This is a genomic window from Brevundimonas sp., assembly GCF_041648115.1.
Lineage (GTDB): Bacteria > Pseudomonadota > Alphaproteobacteria > Caulobacterales > Caulobacteraceae > Brevundimonas.
The window spans coordinates 145,813-162,908 of sequence record NZ_JBAZPR010000003.1 but is presented as its reverse complement, the minus strand read 5'-3'; the positions used below and the strand labels follow the sequence as shown (position 1 = coordinate 162,908).

Here is a 17,096-nt window from a genome sequence, read left to right as displayed (position 1 = left end):
CGCCGCCCCGGTGGCCTAGGCTGAACGGCTCGGGCACAATGCGCAAAAGCGATTACGGGAGACGAACGATGAAGACCAGATGGATCGTCGGCGCGGCCATGACCACCGCCCTTGGACTGGCGCAGCCTGCAGTCGCTCAGGAGGGCATTCGCATCATTCCCCTGCCCGAAGCCGCCGCCTATCCGGAAGGCATGACCGTGGATCCGACGACCGGCGCCCTCTATACCAACAGCGCCAACACCGGCGTGATCGTGCGACTGGATCCTACGACGGGCGCGGCCGCCATCCTTGGCGATCCTTTGAATATGGCCGACACGCGCCCCGCCACGCCCAAATCGGTCGCCCTAGGGCTAAAGTCGGACGGTGAGGGTCGGATATGGGTCGCCGGGGCCCGCGACGGCTCCATGCATGTGGTGGACAGCGCCACCGGTCGCCGCCTGGCGCGCTTCACGACGCCTGAAGGCCCTTGGCTGATCAACGATGTCGTCCTGACTCAGGACCACGCCTATTTCACCGATTCCCTGCGGCCGGTGATGTGGCGTGTGCCGCGAGGCGCCGTCGCCGACGCAGCGCTGGAGCCGTGGCTCAGCTTCGAGGGCACGGCGCTCGACTTCGGCGAGGCGCCCAATCTGAACGGTATCGCGGCGACGCCGGACGGTCGGTTCCTGATCGTCGTCCACGCCAAGACCGGCCGCCTGTTTCGAATCGCCACCGACACCGGAGAAATCGCGGCCATCGACGCGGGATCTTCGGAGCTTTCGAGCGGAGACGGGCTGGTCCTGGACGGTCAGCGTCTGTTTGTCGTGCGCCAGTCGGCGGGCGAGGTCGTGGCGCTAAACCTGTCGTCCGACCTGCTGACGGCGGTCGAGACAAAGCGAATCAAGCCCGCCGAACTGGCCTGGCCCGCGACAGCGGCCATCAGCGGCGACCGATTGATCGTCGCCAACAGCCAACTGAACCGACGCGCCACCGGCGATCCGGTTCTTCCCTTCAGCCTGGTGTCGATCCCGCTGTCGGCATTCGATTAAGCCAATCGCTTCGCAATCTTCGCCGGATTGCCGACCACGACGACATCGGACGGCACATCCCTGGTCACCACGGCGCCGGCCCCGATCACCGACCGGTCGCCGACGGTGACCCCGGCCAGAACGATGGCGCCGCCGCCGATCCAGACGTCGTCGCCGATGACGATGGGCCGCGCCGTCTCCTCGCCGCGACGCGCGACGGCGTCCAGCGGATGTTCCGGCGTCAAAAGCTGCACTCCAGGCCCGGCTTGAAAGTTGTCGCCGATGCGGATTTCGGCGCAGTCCAGAAACACGCAGTTGGCGTTCGCAAAGGCCCGCGCGCCCAGGTGAATGTTGACGCCATAGTCACAGAAGAAGCCGGGCATGATCACCGCCTTGCCATCGGCCGCGTTCACCAGTTCGTTGACCAGGACGCCGCGCCGCTCGCGATCCGGCTCGGCGTTGATGGCGACGGTCAGGCCGACCGCGCGGGCGCGACCGTCGCGCAGATCGGGATCGCCCGGATCATACGGCAGGCCCGCCAGCATCTTCTCGCGTTCGGTCATGCGGTCTCCGTCAGGGCGACGGCCACGGCCTCGCCAATGGCCAGCGAACTGGTCAGGCCGGGGCTCTCGATGCCGAACAGGGCCATCAGGCCGTCGATGCCGTGATGCTCGCGTCCATGTAGTTGAAAGTCCGGTTGCGGCTCGCCCGGCCCATGCAGCTTGGGCCGGATGCCGGCATAGTCGGGCGTCAGGGCGCCGTCGGGCAGGCCCAGCCAGAAGCGGCGGATATAGGCGGCGAAATCCTCCGCCTTCGCCGGATCGACCGAGTAATCCTCGGTCTCGACATAAGCGAGGTCGGGCCCGAACACGGCCTGCCCGCCCAGATCCTTGCGGTAATGAGTGCCCAAGGCGCCCGGGATGGGGGGCGGATAGATCAGCCGGTCGAACGGCGCCTTGCCGACCAGCCGGAAATAGACGCCCTTGCCGAAATGACCGGCGGGAATGTCGATGGCCGGATAGCCGTCGATGGCCGCCGCCACGGTTTGCGCCGATAGGCCGGGCGCCGTGACCAGCAGGCGGCTGGTGACCTGCATCGCCCCCTCCCCGCCGACACGGATGGTAAAGCCGCCGCACGACAGGGGTTCGGCGCCCTCGAACGGCGCCGACACCACGACCGATCCGCCCGCGTCCTCGATCTCGCCCTGCAGCGCCAGCATATAGCCGTGGCTGTCGAACAGGCCGCTTTCGGGCGACAGGATTGCTGAGTGAGCCTTCAGTTCAGGCTCCAGCGCCCGCGCCTGGGCGCCGGTCAGATGCTCCAGCCCCTCAACGCCGTTCGCCGTCGCCTGCTCGAAGATGGCCTCAATCCGCTCGACCTCCGACTCCTGCGTGACCACGACCAGCTTGCCGCATTTCCGGTGGTCGATCTTGCGGCTGGCCAAGAAGTCATAGAGGGCGCGCCGCCCGTCGATGCAGAAACGGGCCTTCAACGACCCAGTCGGATAATAGAGGCCGCCGTGGATGACCTCGGAATTGCGCGACGAGACGCCCTGACCGATGTGGCCTTCCTTCTCAAGCACCAGCACCGTCAGACCGCGTTTCGACAACGCCCGACCGCAGGCCAGGCCCACAGCCCCGGCGCCCACGACGGTCGCGTCGAAATCGAAACTCATGGCCTGGGGTATCTCCGCTTCGCCTCGGCCTCGAAACAGCCGATCAGCTTTTCCACCGCCCGGTCAAAGTTGGCCGACAGCATCAGGTCAAGCATCTTCGATTTGAAGGCGAAGTCGATCATGAACTCCAGCCGCGCCCCCTCGGGATGCGGAAAGAACTCCCAGCGGTTCTTCAGATGCTTGAACGGGCCGCGCAGCAGGCCGACCTCGACCTTGGGCGCGTTCCGGTCATGCCGGACCCAGGTAGAGAACCGCTCCTTCAAAAAGGAGAAGCCCACCCCAGCCTCGGCGTCCAAGACCGTGACGCCCTCGCCCTCGGCCCGCTCGTTCCAGACGCGCATCGACGTGACCCAAGGCACGAAGTCGGGATAGGCGCGCACGTCGGCGACGAGATCGGCAAGCTGTTCGGGCGCATAGGGAAGGATGCGCGTGACGCGGTGGACGGACATCAGGAACTTAGCGGCGCAGTTGCGCCTCGCGCGCCGCCTTCAGCCGGGCGAAATCGTCGCCGGCGTGGTGCGACGAACGCGTCAGCGGGCTGGACGACACCATCAGGAAGCCCTTGGCCCGGGCGATCGCCTCATAGGCCTTGAACTCTTCCGGCGTGACGAAGCGGTCGATGGCGGCGTGTTTGCGCGTCGGCTGCAGATATTGGCCGATGGTGATGAAATCAACGCCGGCGGACCGCATGTCGTCCATCACCTGCATGACCTCTTCCCTGGTCTCGCCCAGGCCGACCATGATGCCGGACTTGGTGAACTGCTCCGGGTCCCGCTCCTTGACCATCTGCAACAGGCGCAGACTGTGGAAGTAGCGGGCGCCCGGCCGGATCTTCAGATACAGGCGCGGCACGGTTTCCAGGTTGTGATTGAACACGTCAGGCTTGGCGTCGATCATGACCGCCGCCGCCCCGTCCTTCCTCAGGAAGTCGGGCGTCAGGATTTCGATCGTGGCGCCCGGCGCCTGGATGCGGATTTGACGCACCACCTCGGCGAAGTGGGCCGCGCCCCCGTCCGCCACGTCGTCGCGGTCGACCGAGGTGATCACCACATGGTTCAGGCCCATCTGCTGGACGGCCAGGCCCACCTTGCCGGCCTCTTCCGGGTCCAGCGGCTGGGGCAGGCCCGTCTTGACGTTGCAGAAGGCGCACGCCCGCGTGCAGGTGTCGCCCATGATCATCAGGGTGGCGTGCTTCTGGCTCCAGCACTCGCCGATGTTCGGGCAGGCCGCCTCTTCACAGACCGTCACCAGCCCCTTGGAGCGGACGATCTCCCTGGTCGCATTGTACTGTCCCGAACCGGGCGCCTTGACGCGCAGCCAGTCAGGCTTTTTCAGAACGACCGACTCGGGCCGATTCTGTTTTTCGGGGTGACGCAGCTCGGAAGGCTTGCGCTGAAGGGTGTCGATCAGGGTGACCATTCCCGGTATTTCGGACTTTGAGGGCGTTTAGGCAAGGCACACAGGGTAACAGACTTGCCGCAGGCGTGATCGCGCCTCGGAACTCACGCGACGTTACGCATCTTTTCAAGATGACGCGGCGTCATTAATGACAGACGCCCGAACAACAGAGAGGGCCGCCCGCGCCCTCCATAGGAGACGCGCTTGCGCCAGGCCCTGGATCCCTCGCTTTACGACTCGTCCCTGATCGACGCCCTGATCGATGCGCGGGCGCGGTTCGGCGACAAGGAAATCCTGGAGGACCAGGATCGCCATCCCCTCAGCTACACTGGCCTGATCCGCGCCGCCTTCGTGCTGGGCCGCAAGATCGCCCATATGACCAGCCTGGGCGAACGGGTCGCCATCCTGCTGCCGTCGTCGATGGGCGTGGTCGTCACCTTCTTTGGCCTGCATGCCCACGGCCGCGTGCCGGTCATGCTGAACTTCACCGCCGGCGAGACCAATTTGAAGGCCGCGATCAAGGCTTCGGGCGTCAAGAAGGTGCTGACCGCCAAACGCTTTATCGACCAGGCCAAGCTGGACGACCTGATCGTCGAGCTGAAGACCGTCGCCGAGGTCGTTTGGCTGGACGACGTTCGCAAGACCATCGGTCTGGCCGACAAGCTGTACGGACTGGCCGCCGGCGCTGCGCCCAAGCGGTTCCGCGTCAAGACGGACCCGGATGCGCCGGGCGTCGTCCTGTTCACTTCCGGCAGTTTCGGCACGCCCAAGGGCGTGGTGCTGAGCCAGAAGAACCTCGTCGCAAACGCCCGCCAAGTGGCGGCTCATATCGACCTGCTGCCGGAATGGGTGATGTTCAATCCTCTACCCACCTTCCACTGTTTCGGACTGACGGGCGGCGTCATCCTGCCGCTGCTGCAAGGGTTGAAGGCGTTCCAGTATCCGTCGCCGCTGCACGCCAAACAGATCACCGATCTGCTGCCTCAGGTGAACGCCTCGATCCTGTTCGCCACCGACACCTTCCTGAACCAGTACGGCCGCGTCGCCGAGCCGAACGACTTCTCGACGCTGAAGTTCGTGGTGGCCGGCGCCGAGAAGGTGCGCGAGGAAACCCGCACCCTGTTCAACACCAAGTTCGGCGGCGTCGAACTGCTGGAAGGCTACGGCGCGACCGAGGCCTCGCCCGTGATCGCCGTCAACCATCCTGACCGCAACGCGCCCGGCACGGTCGGCCAAGTGCTGCCCGGCATCGACTGGAAGCTGGAGCCGGTCGAGGGCATCGACGCGGGCGGCCGTCTGATGCTGCGCGGGCCCAACGTCATGAGCGGCTATGTCACCTCGGCCGAGCCCCTGGCCTGGGATCCGATCGGCGACGACTGGCTGGACACGGGCGACATCGTCGATGTCGATGACGAGGGCTATGTCACCATCCGAGGCCGCGCCAAGCGCTTCGCCAAGATCGGCGGCGAAATGGTGTCCCTGACCGCCGTGGAGGGCATTGCCGGCGCCGTCTGGCCGGACCAGCGCCACGCCGTCGTGTCGATCCCAGACAGCCGCAAGGGTGAGAAACTGGTGCTCGTCACCGACCACGCCGAGGCCGAGGTCGCGCCCTTGGCCGAATGGGCTCGCACCAACGGCGCACCCGAGCTGATCGTGCCCAAGAAGATCGTCAAGGTCGCCGAAGTGCCGGTTCTGGGCACCGGCAAGACGGACTACGTCTCGATCCAGAAGATGGTGGAGGCCGAAAAGTCGGCCTGATTAGCCGATCCTGACGCCGGTCATCGAGATCGAGCCGCCGTCGATGCGGTCGTTGAAGAAGCTGACAGCCTCGCCCGGCTCCTGCTGGGCGGCGACATAGAGGACCGGCAGATAGTGTTCGTCGGTCGGCACGCTCATCTGGGCGTCTTCGGCCAGATCCACCCAGTCGATCAGGGCGTCGTGGTCTCCCCTTTCGAACGCCGCCTTCACCGCCTCGTTGAACCCGGTCGCCCAGGCATAGGGTTCGGCGCCGTCCTCGCGCTTCCAGGTCCGCAGGTTGTGGACGAAGTCGCCCGAACCGGCGATGACGATCCCTTCGTCCCGCAAAGGCTTCAGCGCCTTGGCCAGATCGTAATGTTGGCGCGCCGTCAGCTCGCGGTTCAACGATAGCTGCACCACCGGCACATCGGCGTCCGGCCAGACGTGAACCAACACCGACCAGGTCCCGTGATCCAGCCCCCATTGCTGGGTCTGGACCGCACCGGTCAGTTCCGCCACCCGAGCCGCCAGTTCGGGCGATCCGGGCGCGGGATACTGCATCTCGTGAAGTTCTCGCGGGAAGTTTCCGAAATCATGGATGGTTTCGGGTCTTTCCTGTGCGGTGACGCCCAGCCCGCGAGTCTCCCAGTGGGCGGAGATCATCACCACGCCCTTGGGCTTTCCAATGGCCTCGCCCAGCGCGCGCCAGGCCGCCCCATAGGGACCGCCAAGCGCGTTCATCGGCGAACCGTGACCGAAGAAGACGGCGGGCTGGCGCATCGGATCAGCCGTGCAGCTTTTTCGCCAGTTCGGCGATATGCTTACCCTGGAACCGAGCGCCGCCCAGTTCGATCTCGCTGGGCTGACGCGAACCGTCGCCGCCGGTGATGGTCGTCGCGCCATAGGGCGAACCGCCCTCGACCGAGTCCAGCGTCATCATGGCCTGATACGAATAGGGCAGACCCACGACCGGCATGCCGTGGTGCATGAAGAAGTTGTGCAGCCCCTGGAAGGTGGTTTCCTGACCGCCGTGCTGGGTCGCGGTGGCGGTGAAGGCGCCGCCGATCTTGCCGATCAGGGCGCCGCTGAACCACAGGCCGCCGGCTTGGTCCAGGAAGGCGCGCATCTGCGACGCGGCCGAGCCGAAGCGGGTGCCGGCGCCGATGATGATGGCGTCATAGTCTTTCAGGTCGTCGATCTTGGCGATCGGCGCCTTCTGGTCCAGCTTGTAGTGCGACGCCTTGGCCAGTTCCTCCGGCACGGTTTCCGGCACGCGCTTGATGTCCACCACCGCGCCTTCGACCTCGCGCGCGCCCTCGGCGACGGCTTCGGCCATGGTTTCGAGGTGGCCATAGGTCGAGTGATAGAGGACGAGGATTTTGGGCATTGGGGAGACTCCGTTGAATGACCGGCCGTCATTCGCAACAACGACCGTTGCTAACTTGGCGTGTCCCTTCGGCCTATGCAAGCCCCCCGGCAGGGTTTCAACGCACGAAAGGACAGACCGCGTCATAGAAGGCCGCGCTGCCCGGCGCCCTGCCTCCGCGCGTCCGATGGAAGCGATGTTCCATCACCATCGCCTGCTGCTCGATGTTCAACGAATCCCAACGGCAGCTCGGGTCGGCCGAATAGGCATAGGCGGCCGCATCGTCTCCCGCCTTCAACTTGGCGAACAACAGGTTCACCCCCTGCTGCGCCTGCCAGACATGGGTCAGTTCATGCACCAGCACGCCCTGCAGATGCAGCGAGGCCGAGGCGAAATCCGCGGCCATCGCCCTGTGCGGCCAGACGATCCAGTCGCGCCCGAACCAGCGCCCGGCGACGAAGGCGCGACGAAACGGCCAGCCGATCAGACGCACGGTCTCCAGATGCAAGGCCTCGCCGAACGCCTCTCGCGCCAGCGCCGCCTCCCCCTCGGTCAGGGCGCGAACGAAGGATCCCACGGCCGTACATACTCCCAATGCCAGGGCTCATAGACGTAGGGCGTAAACCCGAACCGGCCGGCGTTCGCCACCAGCCAACGATAGGTCGCCGACCGCGCCATATGTTCGCGGCTGGCCGGCGAGGTGGAATCGACGCCCTGCCCCGGCGCCCGGCCGACGTAGAGATCGACCGCCGTCCCGGTCCTGTGCGGTGAACAGACAGCGCGGCGCAGCCCGTCGCAATTGCCCTGCTGGGCGCAGCGCGCCGCATCCGCCTCGGGGTCGCGGAAGCCGGAGAAGATCTGCAGCAGCTCGGGATTGGCGGCGACCTCGGGAACTTCAGCCCGCGCGGCCGCGACCAGCCGGCGATAGGCGTCCAGCACATCACGGCGCAGCAACCGCGTCAGCCGGTCGGCGTGTTCCTCCTCGGCGATCAGATACCCCAGCTGGTTGATCGGTGGTGGCTCGGGACAGGCCCCGCCGACGCGCGCCATGACGAAAGGCCGTCGCTCCTGCCATAGTCCCCTGAACACCTGAAACGTCGCGGCGTCGAACAGGCCTGTGGGCGCCAGGCCGTAGGTCTGCTGAAATCCCGCCAGCTGCGACGCGAAGATCGGCGTGCCAGGACCGCACGCCGTATGCAACTCGTGCTGGATCAGCGGTAGATAGGCCTGCCACCCCCACTCCGCCGCACCGAACGGCGCCCACTCCATCCCATAGGCCGAGGCCGCATTCGCCAGTGCCTGCGCCTGCCAGCCGTCGGCATTGGTATGGCAGGGGCCGGCCGCATGCGCGCCGCCGGCGAAGACCAACGCAAAGCAAAGGGACAGGAACGCAAGAAGGCTTCGCCACATGGCGCATAGGAAGCCCCAAGCCGGCCGATCTCACAAGTGCATGCTTCGCCGATCGCTGGCATGGTGACGCGCGGCCGACTCGCGCCGCGCCTTTCGGACCGACGCATGTCCACCGCCGCGCCGACCGCGCCCCGCCGCTCCAATGCGGTGCTCGCCGCCTTTTCCGGCCCCTGCCTTCCGCTGGCGGCCTTCGGGGTCGCCCTGCCCGTCACCCTGCCGGAGTTCTACGCCACCCATGTGGGGCTGGAGCTAGGCGTCGTCGCCGCCGTCTTCATGGCCGTGCGCCTGATCGACATCGTCTTCGACCCCTTCATCGGCTGGGGCATGGACAAGACCCGGACGCGCCTGGGCCGTTATCGCCCCTGGATGGCGCTGTCGACGCCGATCCTCATGCTGTCGGCCTTCATGATGTTCGTGGTGGTCCAGCCCGGCGCCGGGCCCGCCTATCTGTTCGGCTGGCTGCTTGTTCTCTATCTCGGCTTCTCGATCGGCACCCTGGGCCAGCTCGGCTGGGCCGCCGTTCTCGCACCCCAGTATGACCAGCGCAGCCGCGTCTATGGCTGGTGGCAGGTTTTCAACATCATCGGCGTGATCCTGATCCTGGTCCTGCCGACCGTGGTGGTCCAGACGGGCATGGGAACCTATGCCGACGGCGTGCGGATCATGGGTTGGGCCATCCTGATCGCCCTGCCCCTGACCATCGGCCTGGCTATGGTCGCCGTGCCCGAGCCGGTCAATGCGGGCGACCAGCCTCACGGGGGCGCCGGCGCCTATCTGGCCCTGCTGAAGATGCCGACGGTGCGCAAGCTGTTGATCGCCGACCTGCTGCTGGGCGTCGCGCCGGGCATCACCGGCTCGCTGCTGTTCTTCTTCTTCGGCCAGATCAAGGGCTACGACCACAGCCAGGCCGGCCTGTTCATGCTGTTCTATTTCGTCGCGGGCCTGTGCGGCGCGCCGATCTGGGCCTGGCTGGCCACGCGGATCGGCAAGGACAAGGCCCTGGCGGTCGCCAGCCTGATCTTCGCCGGCCTCTATATCGCCGCCACCCTGGTCCCCGGCGGCAACTTCGCCCTGACGGCTGGGGCCATGTTTATCGCCGGCCTGCCCTATGCCGCCGGCCTGTTCCTGTTGCGGGCCATGATGGCGGATGCGGGCGACGAGGTGCGGCTGGAGACGGGCGTGGACCGCACCGGCCTGATGTTCTCCATCCTGTCGGCGACGACCAAGATCGGCCATGTGGTGGCCCTGATCCCCTACCTGATTTTGCAATGGGTGGGCTTCAAGGCGATCCCGGAGGCGGGCGGAAACAGCGAGTTCTCCCTGCTGACGCTCCAGGTTCTGTTCATCCTGGTCCCTGGCTTGCTGCTGGCCGCCGCTGCTTGGGTGCTGAAGGGCTACCCCCTGACGCCGAAACGCCACGACGAAATCCGCCTGGCCCTCGAAGCTCGCGACGGAGCCCGCACTTGAGACCCATCGACCGCCTGCTCGGCGTCATGGCGCGGCTGCGCGATCCCGACGGCGGCTGCCCCTGGGACGTGGAGCAGACCTTCGCCACCATCGCCCCCTATACGATCGAAGAAGCCTATGAGGTCGCCGACGCCATCGAGCGAAACGACCTGAACGAGCTGAAGGGCGAGCTTGGCGACCTGCTGTTCCAGGTCGTCTTCCACGCCCGCATGGCCGAGGAACAGGGGCTGTTCGCTTTCGACGACGTAGTCACGGCCATTTCCGACAAGCTGGAACGTCGCCACCCCCACGTCTTCGGCGACGAGGGTCAGCGCTCCTCCAAGGAACAGACCATAGCCTGGGAAGCCATTAAGGCCGCCGAACGCAAGGACCGCAAGAAGCCCGGCGTCCTGGACGACGTCCCCGTCGGCCTGCCCGCCCTGACGCGCGCCGCCAAACTGACCAAGCGCGCCGGCCGCGTCGGCTTCGACTGGCCATCGACCGACGAAGTGTTCGACAAGCTGGCGGAAGAAGTCGAGGAGCTGCGGGTCGAGATCGCCGCCGGCGACAAGGCCAAGGCGCGCGAGGAACTGGGCGACCTGCTTTTCGTCGTCGCCAATCTGGCCCGCAAGCTGGACGTCGAGCCCGAAGACGCCCTGCGCGCCACCAACGCCAAGTTCGTGCGTCGTTTCGGTTTCATCGAGGCGGAACTGGCCAAAGACGGTCGCACACCCGACCAGTCGACGCTGGAAGAGATGGACCGCCTCTGGGACGCCGCAAAAGTCGCCGAAAAGGCCGCTCCCGCGAACTGAGCCGCCCATGACCTACGACCTGATCATCTTCGACTACGACGGCGTGGTCGCCGACAGCGAGGTGCTGAACAGCACCGTCATGGCCGAGCAGTTGACCGCCATCGGCCTGCCGACCAGCCTGGACGACGTGCTGGCCGCCTATACGGGCAAACGCTGGCGCGACAATCGCCCGACGGTCGAAGCCGCCCTGGGCCGCGCCTGCCCTGACGACTTCCACACCACATGGTTCGCGACGTGCCGCCAACGCGCGCCTCTTCAGCTTCAGCCCGTGCCGGGGATGCTCGACTTCGTCGGCGCCCGTCCCGAGGCCCGGTGCATCGCCTCGTCCAGCGGCCCCGACTGGATCGGCGTCGGCCTGGACCTGTTCGGCCTGACCGAACATTTCGACGGCGCCGTCTTCACCGGTCTGGTGGTCGAACGCGGCAAGCCCCATCCCGACATTTTCCTTCACGCCGCCAAGACCATGGGCGTCGATCCATCCTGCGTTCTGGTGATCGAGGACAGCGAGGCGGGCGTCACCGCAGGCGTCGCGGCCGGCATGACGGTCGTCGGCCTGACCGCTGGCGGCCATATCCGCGACGGACATGCCGAGCGCCTGCTGGCCCGCGGCGCCCACCATATCGCCGACAGCTACGCGGCGGTCGCAGCCTTCATGGACCGCTGACGCCTACAGGTACCGCAACTCCTGCAGATCCACTTCTCGGATCATCTTCTTCGCCGTCACCTCGTCCAGTTGCCTGACGCGCGCCAGACGAACGAGTTCGTCGCGCTCGGCCGCCAGTCCAGCCAGCCACAGCCGCCGCTCGACATGATCCACCTTGCGAGACAGGGCCGCATCGTCCTCGTCCGTGCGCGTGTGGGTCTCGATCCGCTGGCGATAGGTCTCCATGATCCGGCTGGCGATATCGGAATAGAGGTCCGGGTTCGGCTTGCCCTCGGCCATGGCGTGCGAAACATCCTCGATCGCGCGCAAGGCGGCAGAGGCGGCGGCCACACGACCGCGATCCTCCTCACGCTCATGCGAGGGCTCAGGCGGCAACTCCACACCTTTCAACAGGCGTGGCAGGGCGAAGGTGGCGACCAGCAGCGACACGATGATCACCCCCGCCGCCAGGAAGATCGCCAGGCTGCGTGACGGCATCGGCGATCCATCCGCCAGGACGAACGGCAAGGTCAGAATACCGGCCAGGGTGATCGCGCCCCGCACCCCCGCCAGCGACATCACCATTGTCAGCCGCAAGCCGACCTTGGCCGGCGGCCCACGATGACGACGACGGAACAGCGTCAGCTTCAGCGAGGTCCAGACCCAGACGAACCGAAGCGTCGCCAAGGCGGCGACGATGCCGAACACATAGACGGCCAGCCACCACACCTCCGGCCGGCTGGTGCCCGCCACCACCTCGGCTGCGCGCGACATGATCGACGGCATCTGCTCGCCCAGGATCACGAAGATGATGCCGTTTGCGACGAACTGAACCGTGTCCCAGACCACGCCCCGCCGGATGCGCGTCACGGCCATCGACTGGCCGGCGAACAGACTGCGTTCGGTAAAGCTCATGGTCACGCCGGCCGCCACCGCCGCCAGAATGCCCGAGGCATTCAGTTCTTCCGCCACCAGATAGGCCGCGAAGGGGATCAGCAGGCTGACCAAAATCTGAGCGCCGACATCCTCGCCCCACCGCTGACTGACGAAGCCTTTCGCATAGCTGATCCCCATCGTGATCAGCACGCCGACCGCCACCCCGACCAGAGCCAGCCAGGCGAAGGTTCCGATGGCGCTGCCGATGGAGAAGGCGCCGGTGGTCGCCGCGATCACCGCGATCCGCATACAGGTCAGGCCGGTCGCGTCGTTCAGCAGCGACTCGCCTTCCAGGATATGCATCAGCCGCTTCGGGATCGGCGCGCGCGAGGCGATGGCCTGGACCGCGATGGGATCGGTCGGCGAGAGGATGGCGGCCAGGGCGAAGGCCACCGGCAGCGGCATCTCGGGGATCATCCACCAGATCATGAAGCCCAGGCCGACGACGGTGAACAGCACCAGCCCCAGGGCCAGTTCCAGAATCACCGCCCGGTCACGGAACAGGGCTTCCTTGGGAATGCGCCATCCGTCGAGGAACAGCAGCGGCGGCAGGAACAGCAAGAAGAAGATGTCCGGCTCAAGGTCCACCGTGGACCCGGTGATCAGCACGATCGCCGCACCCAGTGCAATCTGCACCAGAGGCAGGGCGATGCGCGTGATCCGCGCGATCGAACCCGACACCACCACGGCCAGAAGCAGAAGCAGGACGGTTTCGATCAGATGCATGAGATGTCAGTCGGCCAGGTCGGGATACAGGCGTTCGAATCGCCCGAGCGCCGCAGGGTGCAGCCGCACAGTGACCTCAGTACGGCCAAGCTCGTCCGTATTGCGCGAAATCACTCGTCCATGTTCATACAGCCAGGCCATGGCCTCGCCGTGTTCAGGCTCCAGGGTCAACCGAGTCTCGGGGTCGTCGTCGATCAGGCCCGCGATGATCTGCCGAAGGGGTTCGATCCCCTCGCCTGTCCAGGCGGAGACAGCGACGGCCTCGCCCTCCTTTGACAGACGTTCTGCCTGGCCCAACACGGCTTCGCGCGCCTCATCGTCCAGCAGGTCGATCTTGTTCCAGACCTCCAGCACCCGACGGGTCTTGCCCTCGGGTGTCTCGATCTGTTTCAGCACCGTCTCGACATCCTTGGCCTGGGCGTCGCTGTCGGCCGAGGCGATGTCGCGGACGTGCAGGATCAGGTCGGCTTCGCCCACCTCCTCCAGCGTGGCGCGGAAGCTTTCGACCAGCTCGTGCGGCAGGTCGGAAATGAAGCCGACGGTGTCCGCAACGATGGCCGGCCGGCCCTGCGGCAGGCGAATGGTGCGCTGGGTCGTGTCCAGGGTGGCGAACAGCAAGTCCTTGGCGAAGACCTCCGATCCCGTCAGCCGGTTGAACATCGTCGACTTGCCGGCATTGGTGTAACCGACCAGGGCGATGGTCGGGAACGGCGCCTTCTGGCGCTGTTTGCGGTGCAGGCCGCGCGTTCGGCGTACGTCTTCCAGTTCGGCCTTCAGCCGCACGATCCGGTCGGCGATCAGACGCCGATCCAGCTCGATCTGGGTTTCGCCGGGACCGCCCGTCGAGCCGGTGCCGCCGCGTTGCCGCTCAAGGTGGGTCCAGGTCCGCACCAGCCGAGACCGTTCGTAGTCCAGCCGCGCCAGCTCGACTTGCAGCCGGCCTTCCTTGGTGCGCGCACGGCGACCAAAGATTTCCAGGATCAGACCGGTGCGGTCGATGACCTTCACCTCCCACGCCTTTTCCAGATTGCGCTGCTGCACCGGCGTCAGGGCGTCGTCGATGATGACCGCCTCGGCATCGGCGGCCCGGACCAGAGCGGCCAGTTCCTCGACCTTGCCCGTCCCGAACAGAGTTGCAGGCGTGGCCCCGCGCAGCCGCACGATCTCTTCGGCGCGCACGTCAAGGTCCAGCGCGCGGGCCAGACCCACCGCTTCTTCAAGGCGCTCGCTCGCCAGCCGGGGACTGTCGGAACGTCGGTCGGGATGGATGACGACCGCCCGGATCAGCGGGACGGCGTGGTCGATCAGTTTTTGGGTCAATCAATCTTCTTCGGCGTCGGGCTCGTACAGTTGCACGGGCGCGGACGGCATGATGGTGGAGATGGCGTGCTTGTACACCAGCTGGGACTGGCCATCGCGGCGCAGCAGCACACAGAAGTTGTCGAACCAGGTCACGATGCCCTGCAGCTTGACGCCATTGACCAAAAAGATGGTCAGAGGCGTCTTGGTCTTGCGGACCGAGTTGAGGAAGGTGTCCTGAAGGTTCTGACGTTTGTCTTGCGACATGGCAGGTTTTTCCTGTTCTTCGTTGTTCGTCGCCGGGGAAGCGGCGCGGGGCCGATGCGGCCACTCGCGACCTTAACCGCCGCCTCCATGCTCGGGCAACGCCCTAAATGGCCTCTCGGCGCGCCTGTTCAAGATACAGTTCGCGCAGGCGGGTTGCGATCGGGCCAGGCTTGCCGTCGCCGATCTTCACGCCGTCCAGCGAAACCAGCGGCATGACGAAGGAACTGGCGGCGGTGACGAACACCTCCCGCGCCTGCTTCGCCTCATCGACCGAAAAGGGCCGCTCATCCAGTTCGAGCCCCTCGGCCTCGACCAGTTTCAGGATCGCCGCACGGGTGATCCCCTGCAGAATGTTCGCCTGGGTGTCACGCGTTCGCAGCCTGCCGTCCCCATCGACGATCCAGGCGTTGGTGGACGACCCTTCTGTGATCAGACCCATCTCGTCGTACATCAGACACTCATAGGCCCCGCGTTCACGCGCCGCCTGTTTGGCCAGCACGTTCGGCAACAGCCCCACGGTCTTGATGTCGCATCGGCCCCATCGAATGTCGGGCTGGGTGACGCCGGCCGCACCGTTCTCCGCCAGCTTCTGATTCCGGGAAAGGTCGATGGATTTGGCGGTGACTACCACGCTGGGCGCGGTGTCGGTCGGAAAGGCGTGATTGCGCGACGCCGTCCCGCGCGTGACCTGCAGATAGACCAGGCCGTCGCGCACCCGGTTGCGCCGGATCGTCTCGCGCAGAACCACGCCCAAGGACGCTGCGCTCATGGGGATTTCGATCTGAAGCGCGTTCAGGCTGCGGTGAAGGCGGGTCATATGGCCGTCGAAATCGGCCAGCCTGCTGTCGAAGACCGACCAGACCTCATAGACGCCGTCCGCAAACTGGAAGCCCCGGTCCTCGATATGGACCACGGCCTCGCCGTGCGCGCTGTAGGCGCCGTTCACATAGGCGACGCGGGACATCAGGCCGGTTCTTCCTCTTCACCGCCGCGCGCGGGCGAAACCCCCAACGACTTAAGCTTTCTATGCAGAGCCGACCGCTCCATGCCGATGAAGGCGGCGGTGCGCGAGATATTGCCCCCGAACCGCATGATCTGGGCGGCCAGATACTCCCGCTCGAACACCTCGCGCGCCTCTCTCAAAGGCAGCGCGATGGTGCGCTCACCGCCCAGCGAAGACGGCCCGCCGTTCGAGGTCGCCACCTCTTGCGGCAGCATGTCGGCGGTGATCGTCTCGGCCGGATCGCCGGTCGCCAGGATCAGCAGCCGTTCGATATTGTTGCGCAACTGCCGGATATTGCCCGGCCATGGATGAACCTGCAGCACCGCCACCGCATCATCGCCGATGATCCGCCTGGGCAACCCCTGCGAGGCGCTGATCGTCTCGACGAAATATTCGACCAGTTCGGTGATGTCCTCGCGTCGCTCCGACAGGGCCGGCACTCGAATCGGCACCACATTTAGACGGTGGAACAGGTCTTCGCGGAAACGGCCCTCCGCGATCTCGGTCTTCAGGTCGCGCGAGGTCGAGGTTACGACGCGGACATCGACCTGAACGTCCTGCTCGCCGCCGACCCGGCGGAACCGCTGATCGACCAGAACCCGCAGGATGCGACTCTGGCTTTCGCGGGGCATATCGCTGATCTCATCCAGATACAGGGTGCCGTTGTGGGCGCGTTCAAACACGCCGATCTTGCGGGGCCGGCCGTCCTGGCCCTCTTCACCGAACAGTTCCACATCCAGCCGTTCCGGCGTCATGCCGGCGGCCGAGATGGCGACGAACTCAGCGCGGGCGCGCGGGCTACCCTCGTGGATCTGGCGCGCGACCAATTCCTTGCCCGATCCAGCAGGGCCGGCGATCAGGACCCGGCTGTTGGCCTGGGCCACCTTGGCGATGGTGCTGCGCAGCGCCTGCGCCGCCTGCGACCGGCCGATCAGGCCCGACGGCGTCATGGTCTGGACGCGCAGCCGGCGGTTCTCGCGCCTCAGGGTCGCTGCCTCGATGGCCCGCTCGACCACGACCACCAGCCGGTCCGACTTGAACGGCTTTTCGATGAAGTCATAGGCCCCGCGCTTCAGCGCAGTGACCGCCGTCTCGATATTGCCGTGACCCGAGATCATCACCACCGGCAGGTCGGGATCCAGTTCCTTGACGACTTCCAGCAGTTCCAGCCCGTCCAGACCGCCGCCCTGCATCCAGATATCCAGGATCGCCAGCGACGGCTTCCTGGCCCGGATCGCAGCCAAGGCCTCGTCGGAGTTGGCGGCGACCCGCACGGCGTGCCCCTCGTCCTCCAGCAGACCGGACACCAGGTCGCGGATGTCGGCCTCGTCATCGACGACGAGAATGTCGGAACCGGTTGGTCGCATCTTG

At 66.1% G+C, this 17,096-nt stretch carries 18 protein-coding genes; 5 read left to right on the top strand and 13 right to left on the bottom strand.

Translation table 11 applies throughout. From position 1 onward, the window contains the following. Nucleotides 1-68 precede the first annotated feature (68 nt). Nucleotides 69-1,028, top strand: coding sequence for a hypothetical protein (locus WC597_RS03770; RefSeq protein WP_372691914.1), 960 nt, complete (start codon nucleotides 69-71; stop codon nucleotides 1,026-1,028). Here the strand turns inward: WC597_RS03770 and WC597_RS03765 are convergent. Genes WC597_RS03765 through lipA form a run of 4 tightly spaced genes read right to left on the bottom strand, consistent with a single transcriptional unit; the run spans nucleotide 1,025 to nucleotide 4,101 of the window. Continuing rightward, a complete protein-coding gene (locus tag WC597_RS03765) occupies nucleotides 1,025-1,570 on the bottom strand; it encodes a sugar O-acetyltransferase (RefSeq protein WP_372691913.1) in 546 nt (181 codons plus the stop codon). The genes WC597_RS03770 and WC597_RS03765 overlap by 4 nt on opposite strands. Then, complete coding sequence (locus WC597_RS03760) at nucleotides 1,567-2,682, bottom strand: NAD(P)/FAD-dependent oxidoreductase (protein ID WP_372691912.1); 1,116 nt, start codon at nucleotides 2,680-2,682, stop codon at nucleotides 1,567-1,569. The genes WC597_RS03765 and WC597_RS03760 overlap by 4 nt, the downstream gene beginning before the upstream one ends. Further along, the gene (locus WC597_RS03755; protein WP_372691911.1) at nucleotides 2,679-3,131 is read right to left on the bottom strand and encodes a type II toxin-antitoxin system RatA family toxin; all 453 of its coding nucleotides are present in this window, start codon (nucleotides 3,129-3,131) and stop codon (nucleotides 2,679-2,681) included. Before WC597_RS03755 ends, WC597_RS03760 begins: the two co-directional genes overlap by 4 nt. 7 nt (nucleotides 3,132-3,138) lie before the next feature. Then, nucleotides 3,139-4,101: a lipoyl synthase gene (gene lipA, locus WC597_RS03750; protein ID WP_372691910.1), complete on the bottom strand. Its 963-nt coding sequence runs from the start codon at nucleotides 4,099-4,101 to the stop codon at nucleotides 3,139-3,141. A gap of 183 nt (nucleotides 4,102-4,284) precedes the next feature. On the opposite strand from lipA, the gene WC597_RS03745 reads away from it, so the two are divergent. Next, entirely contained in the window at nucleotides 4,285-5,838 is a 1,554-nt protein-coding gene (locus tag WC597_RS03745; RefSeq protein WP_372691909.1) for an AMP-binding protein, read from the top strand. On the opposite strand, the gene ygiD is transcribed toward WC597_RS03745, so the two are convergent. The 4 genes from ygiD to WC597_RS03725 all read right to left on the bottom strand — a co-directional run bounded on the left by ygiD (nucleotide 5,839) and on the right by WC597_RS03725 (nucleotide 8,593). Next, nucleotides 5,839-6,597, bottom strand: coding sequence for a 4,5-DOPA dioxygenase extradiol (ygiD, locus tag WC597_RS03740; RefSeq protein ID WP_372691908.1), 759 nt, complete (start codon nucleotides 6,595-6,597; stop codon nucleotides 5,839-5,841). It abuts the gene before it with no gap. Nucleotides 6,598-6,601: 4 nt separating this feature from the next. Beyond that, the gene (wrbA, locus tag WC597_RS03735; RefSeq protein ID WP_372691907.1) at nucleotides 6,602-7,204 is read right to left on the bottom strand and encodes an NAD(P)H:quinone oxidoreductase; all 603 of its coding nucleotides are present in this window, start codon (nucleotides 7,202-7,204) and stop codon (nucleotides 6,602-6,604) included. A gap of 97 nt (nucleotides 7,205-7,301) precedes the next feature. Continuing rightward, a complete protein-coding gene (locus WC597_RS03730; protein WP_372691906.1) occupies nucleotides 7,302-7,760 on the bottom strand; it encodes a hypothetical protein in 459 nt (152 codons plus the stop codon). Continuing rightward, nucleotides 7,736-8,593, bottom strand: coding sequence for a D-alanyl-D-alanine carboxypeptidase family protein (locus WC597_RS03725; RefSeq protein WP_372691905.1), 858 nt, complete (start codon nucleotides 8,591-8,593; stop codon nucleotides 7,736-7,738). The genes WC597_RS03730 and WC597_RS03725 overlap by 25 nt, the downstream gene beginning before the upstream one ends. A gap of 105 nt (nucleotides 8,594-8,698) precedes the next feature. On the opposite strand from WC597_RS03725, the gene WC597_RS03720 reads away from it, so the two are divergent. Genes WC597_RS03720 through WC597_RS03710 form a run of 3 tightly spaced genes read left to right on the top strand, consistent with a single transcriptional unit; the run spans nucleotide 8,699 to nucleotide 11,515 of the window. Beyond that, the gene (locus WC597_RS03720) at nucleotides 8,699-10,060 is read left to right on the top strand and encodes an MFS transporter (protein WP_372691904.1); all 1,362 of its coding nucleotides are present in this window, start codon (nucleotides 8,699-8,701) and stop codon (nucleotides 10,058-10,060) included. Further along, the gene (gene mazG / locus WC597_RS03715; RefSeq protein WP_372691903.1) at nucleotides 10,057-10,851 is read left to right on the top strand and encodes a nucleoside triphosphate pyrophosphohydrolase; all 795 of its coding nucleotides are present in this window, start codon (nucleotides 10,057-10,059) and stop codon (nucleotides 10,849-10,851) included. The genes WC597_RS03720 and mazG overlap by 4 nt, the downstream gene beginning before the upstream one ends. A gap of 7 nt (nucleotides 10,852-10,858) precedes the next feature. Then, nucleotides 10,859-11,515 (top strand): HAD family hydrolase, encoded by a 657-nt coding sequence (locus WC597_RS03710; RefSeq protein ID WP_372691902.1) that lies wholly within the window; start codon nucleotides 10,859-10,861, stop codon nucleotides 11,513-11,515. Nucleotides 11,516-11,518: 3 nt separating this feature from the next. Here the strand turns inward: WC597_RS03710 and WC597_RS03705 are convergent, their stop codons facing one another. From WC597_RS03705 to WC597_RS03685, 5 genes are all read right to left on the bottom strand, one after another. Continuing rightward, on the bottom strand, nucleotides 11,519-13,156 hold the full coding sequence (locus WC597_RS03705; RefSeq protein WP_372691901.1) for a Na+/H+ antiporter: 1,638 nt from the start codon (nucleotides 13,154-13,156) through the stop codon (nucleotides 11,519-11,521). A 6-nt stretch (nucleotides 13,157-13,162) separates the two neighbouring features. Next, nucleotides 13,163-14,476 (bottom strand): GTPase HflX, encoded by a 1,314-nt coding sequence (hflX, locus tag WC597_RS03700; RefSeq protein ID WP_372691900.1) that lies wholly within the window; start codon nucleotides 14,474-14,476, stop codon nucleotides 13,163-13,165. Continuing rightward, complete coding sequence (gene hfq, locus WC597_RS03695) at nucleotides 14,477-14,722, bottom strand: RNA chaperone Hfq (protein ID WP_003164861.1); 246 nt, start codon at nucleotides 14,720-14,722, stop codon at nucleotides 14,477-14,479. A 103-nt stretch (nucleotides 14,723-14,825) separates the two neighbouring features. Further along, nucleotides 14,826-15,686: a D-amino-acid transaminase gene (locus tag WC597_RS03690; protein ID WP_372691899.1), complete on the bottom strand. Its 861-nt coding sequence runs from the start codon at nucleotides 15,684-15,686 to the stop codon at nucleotides 14,826-14,828. Next, nucleotides 15,686-17,092: a sigma-54-dependent transcriptional regulator gene (locus WC597_RS03685; RefSeq protein ID WP_372691898.1), complete on the bottom strand. Its 1,407-nt coding sequence runs from the start codon at nucleotides 17,090-17,092 to the stop codon at nucleotides 15,686-15,688. Before WC597_RS03685 ends, WC597_RS03690 begins: the two co-directional genes overlap by 1 nt. Between the last annotated feature and the right edge of the window lie 4 nt (nucleotides 17,093-17,096).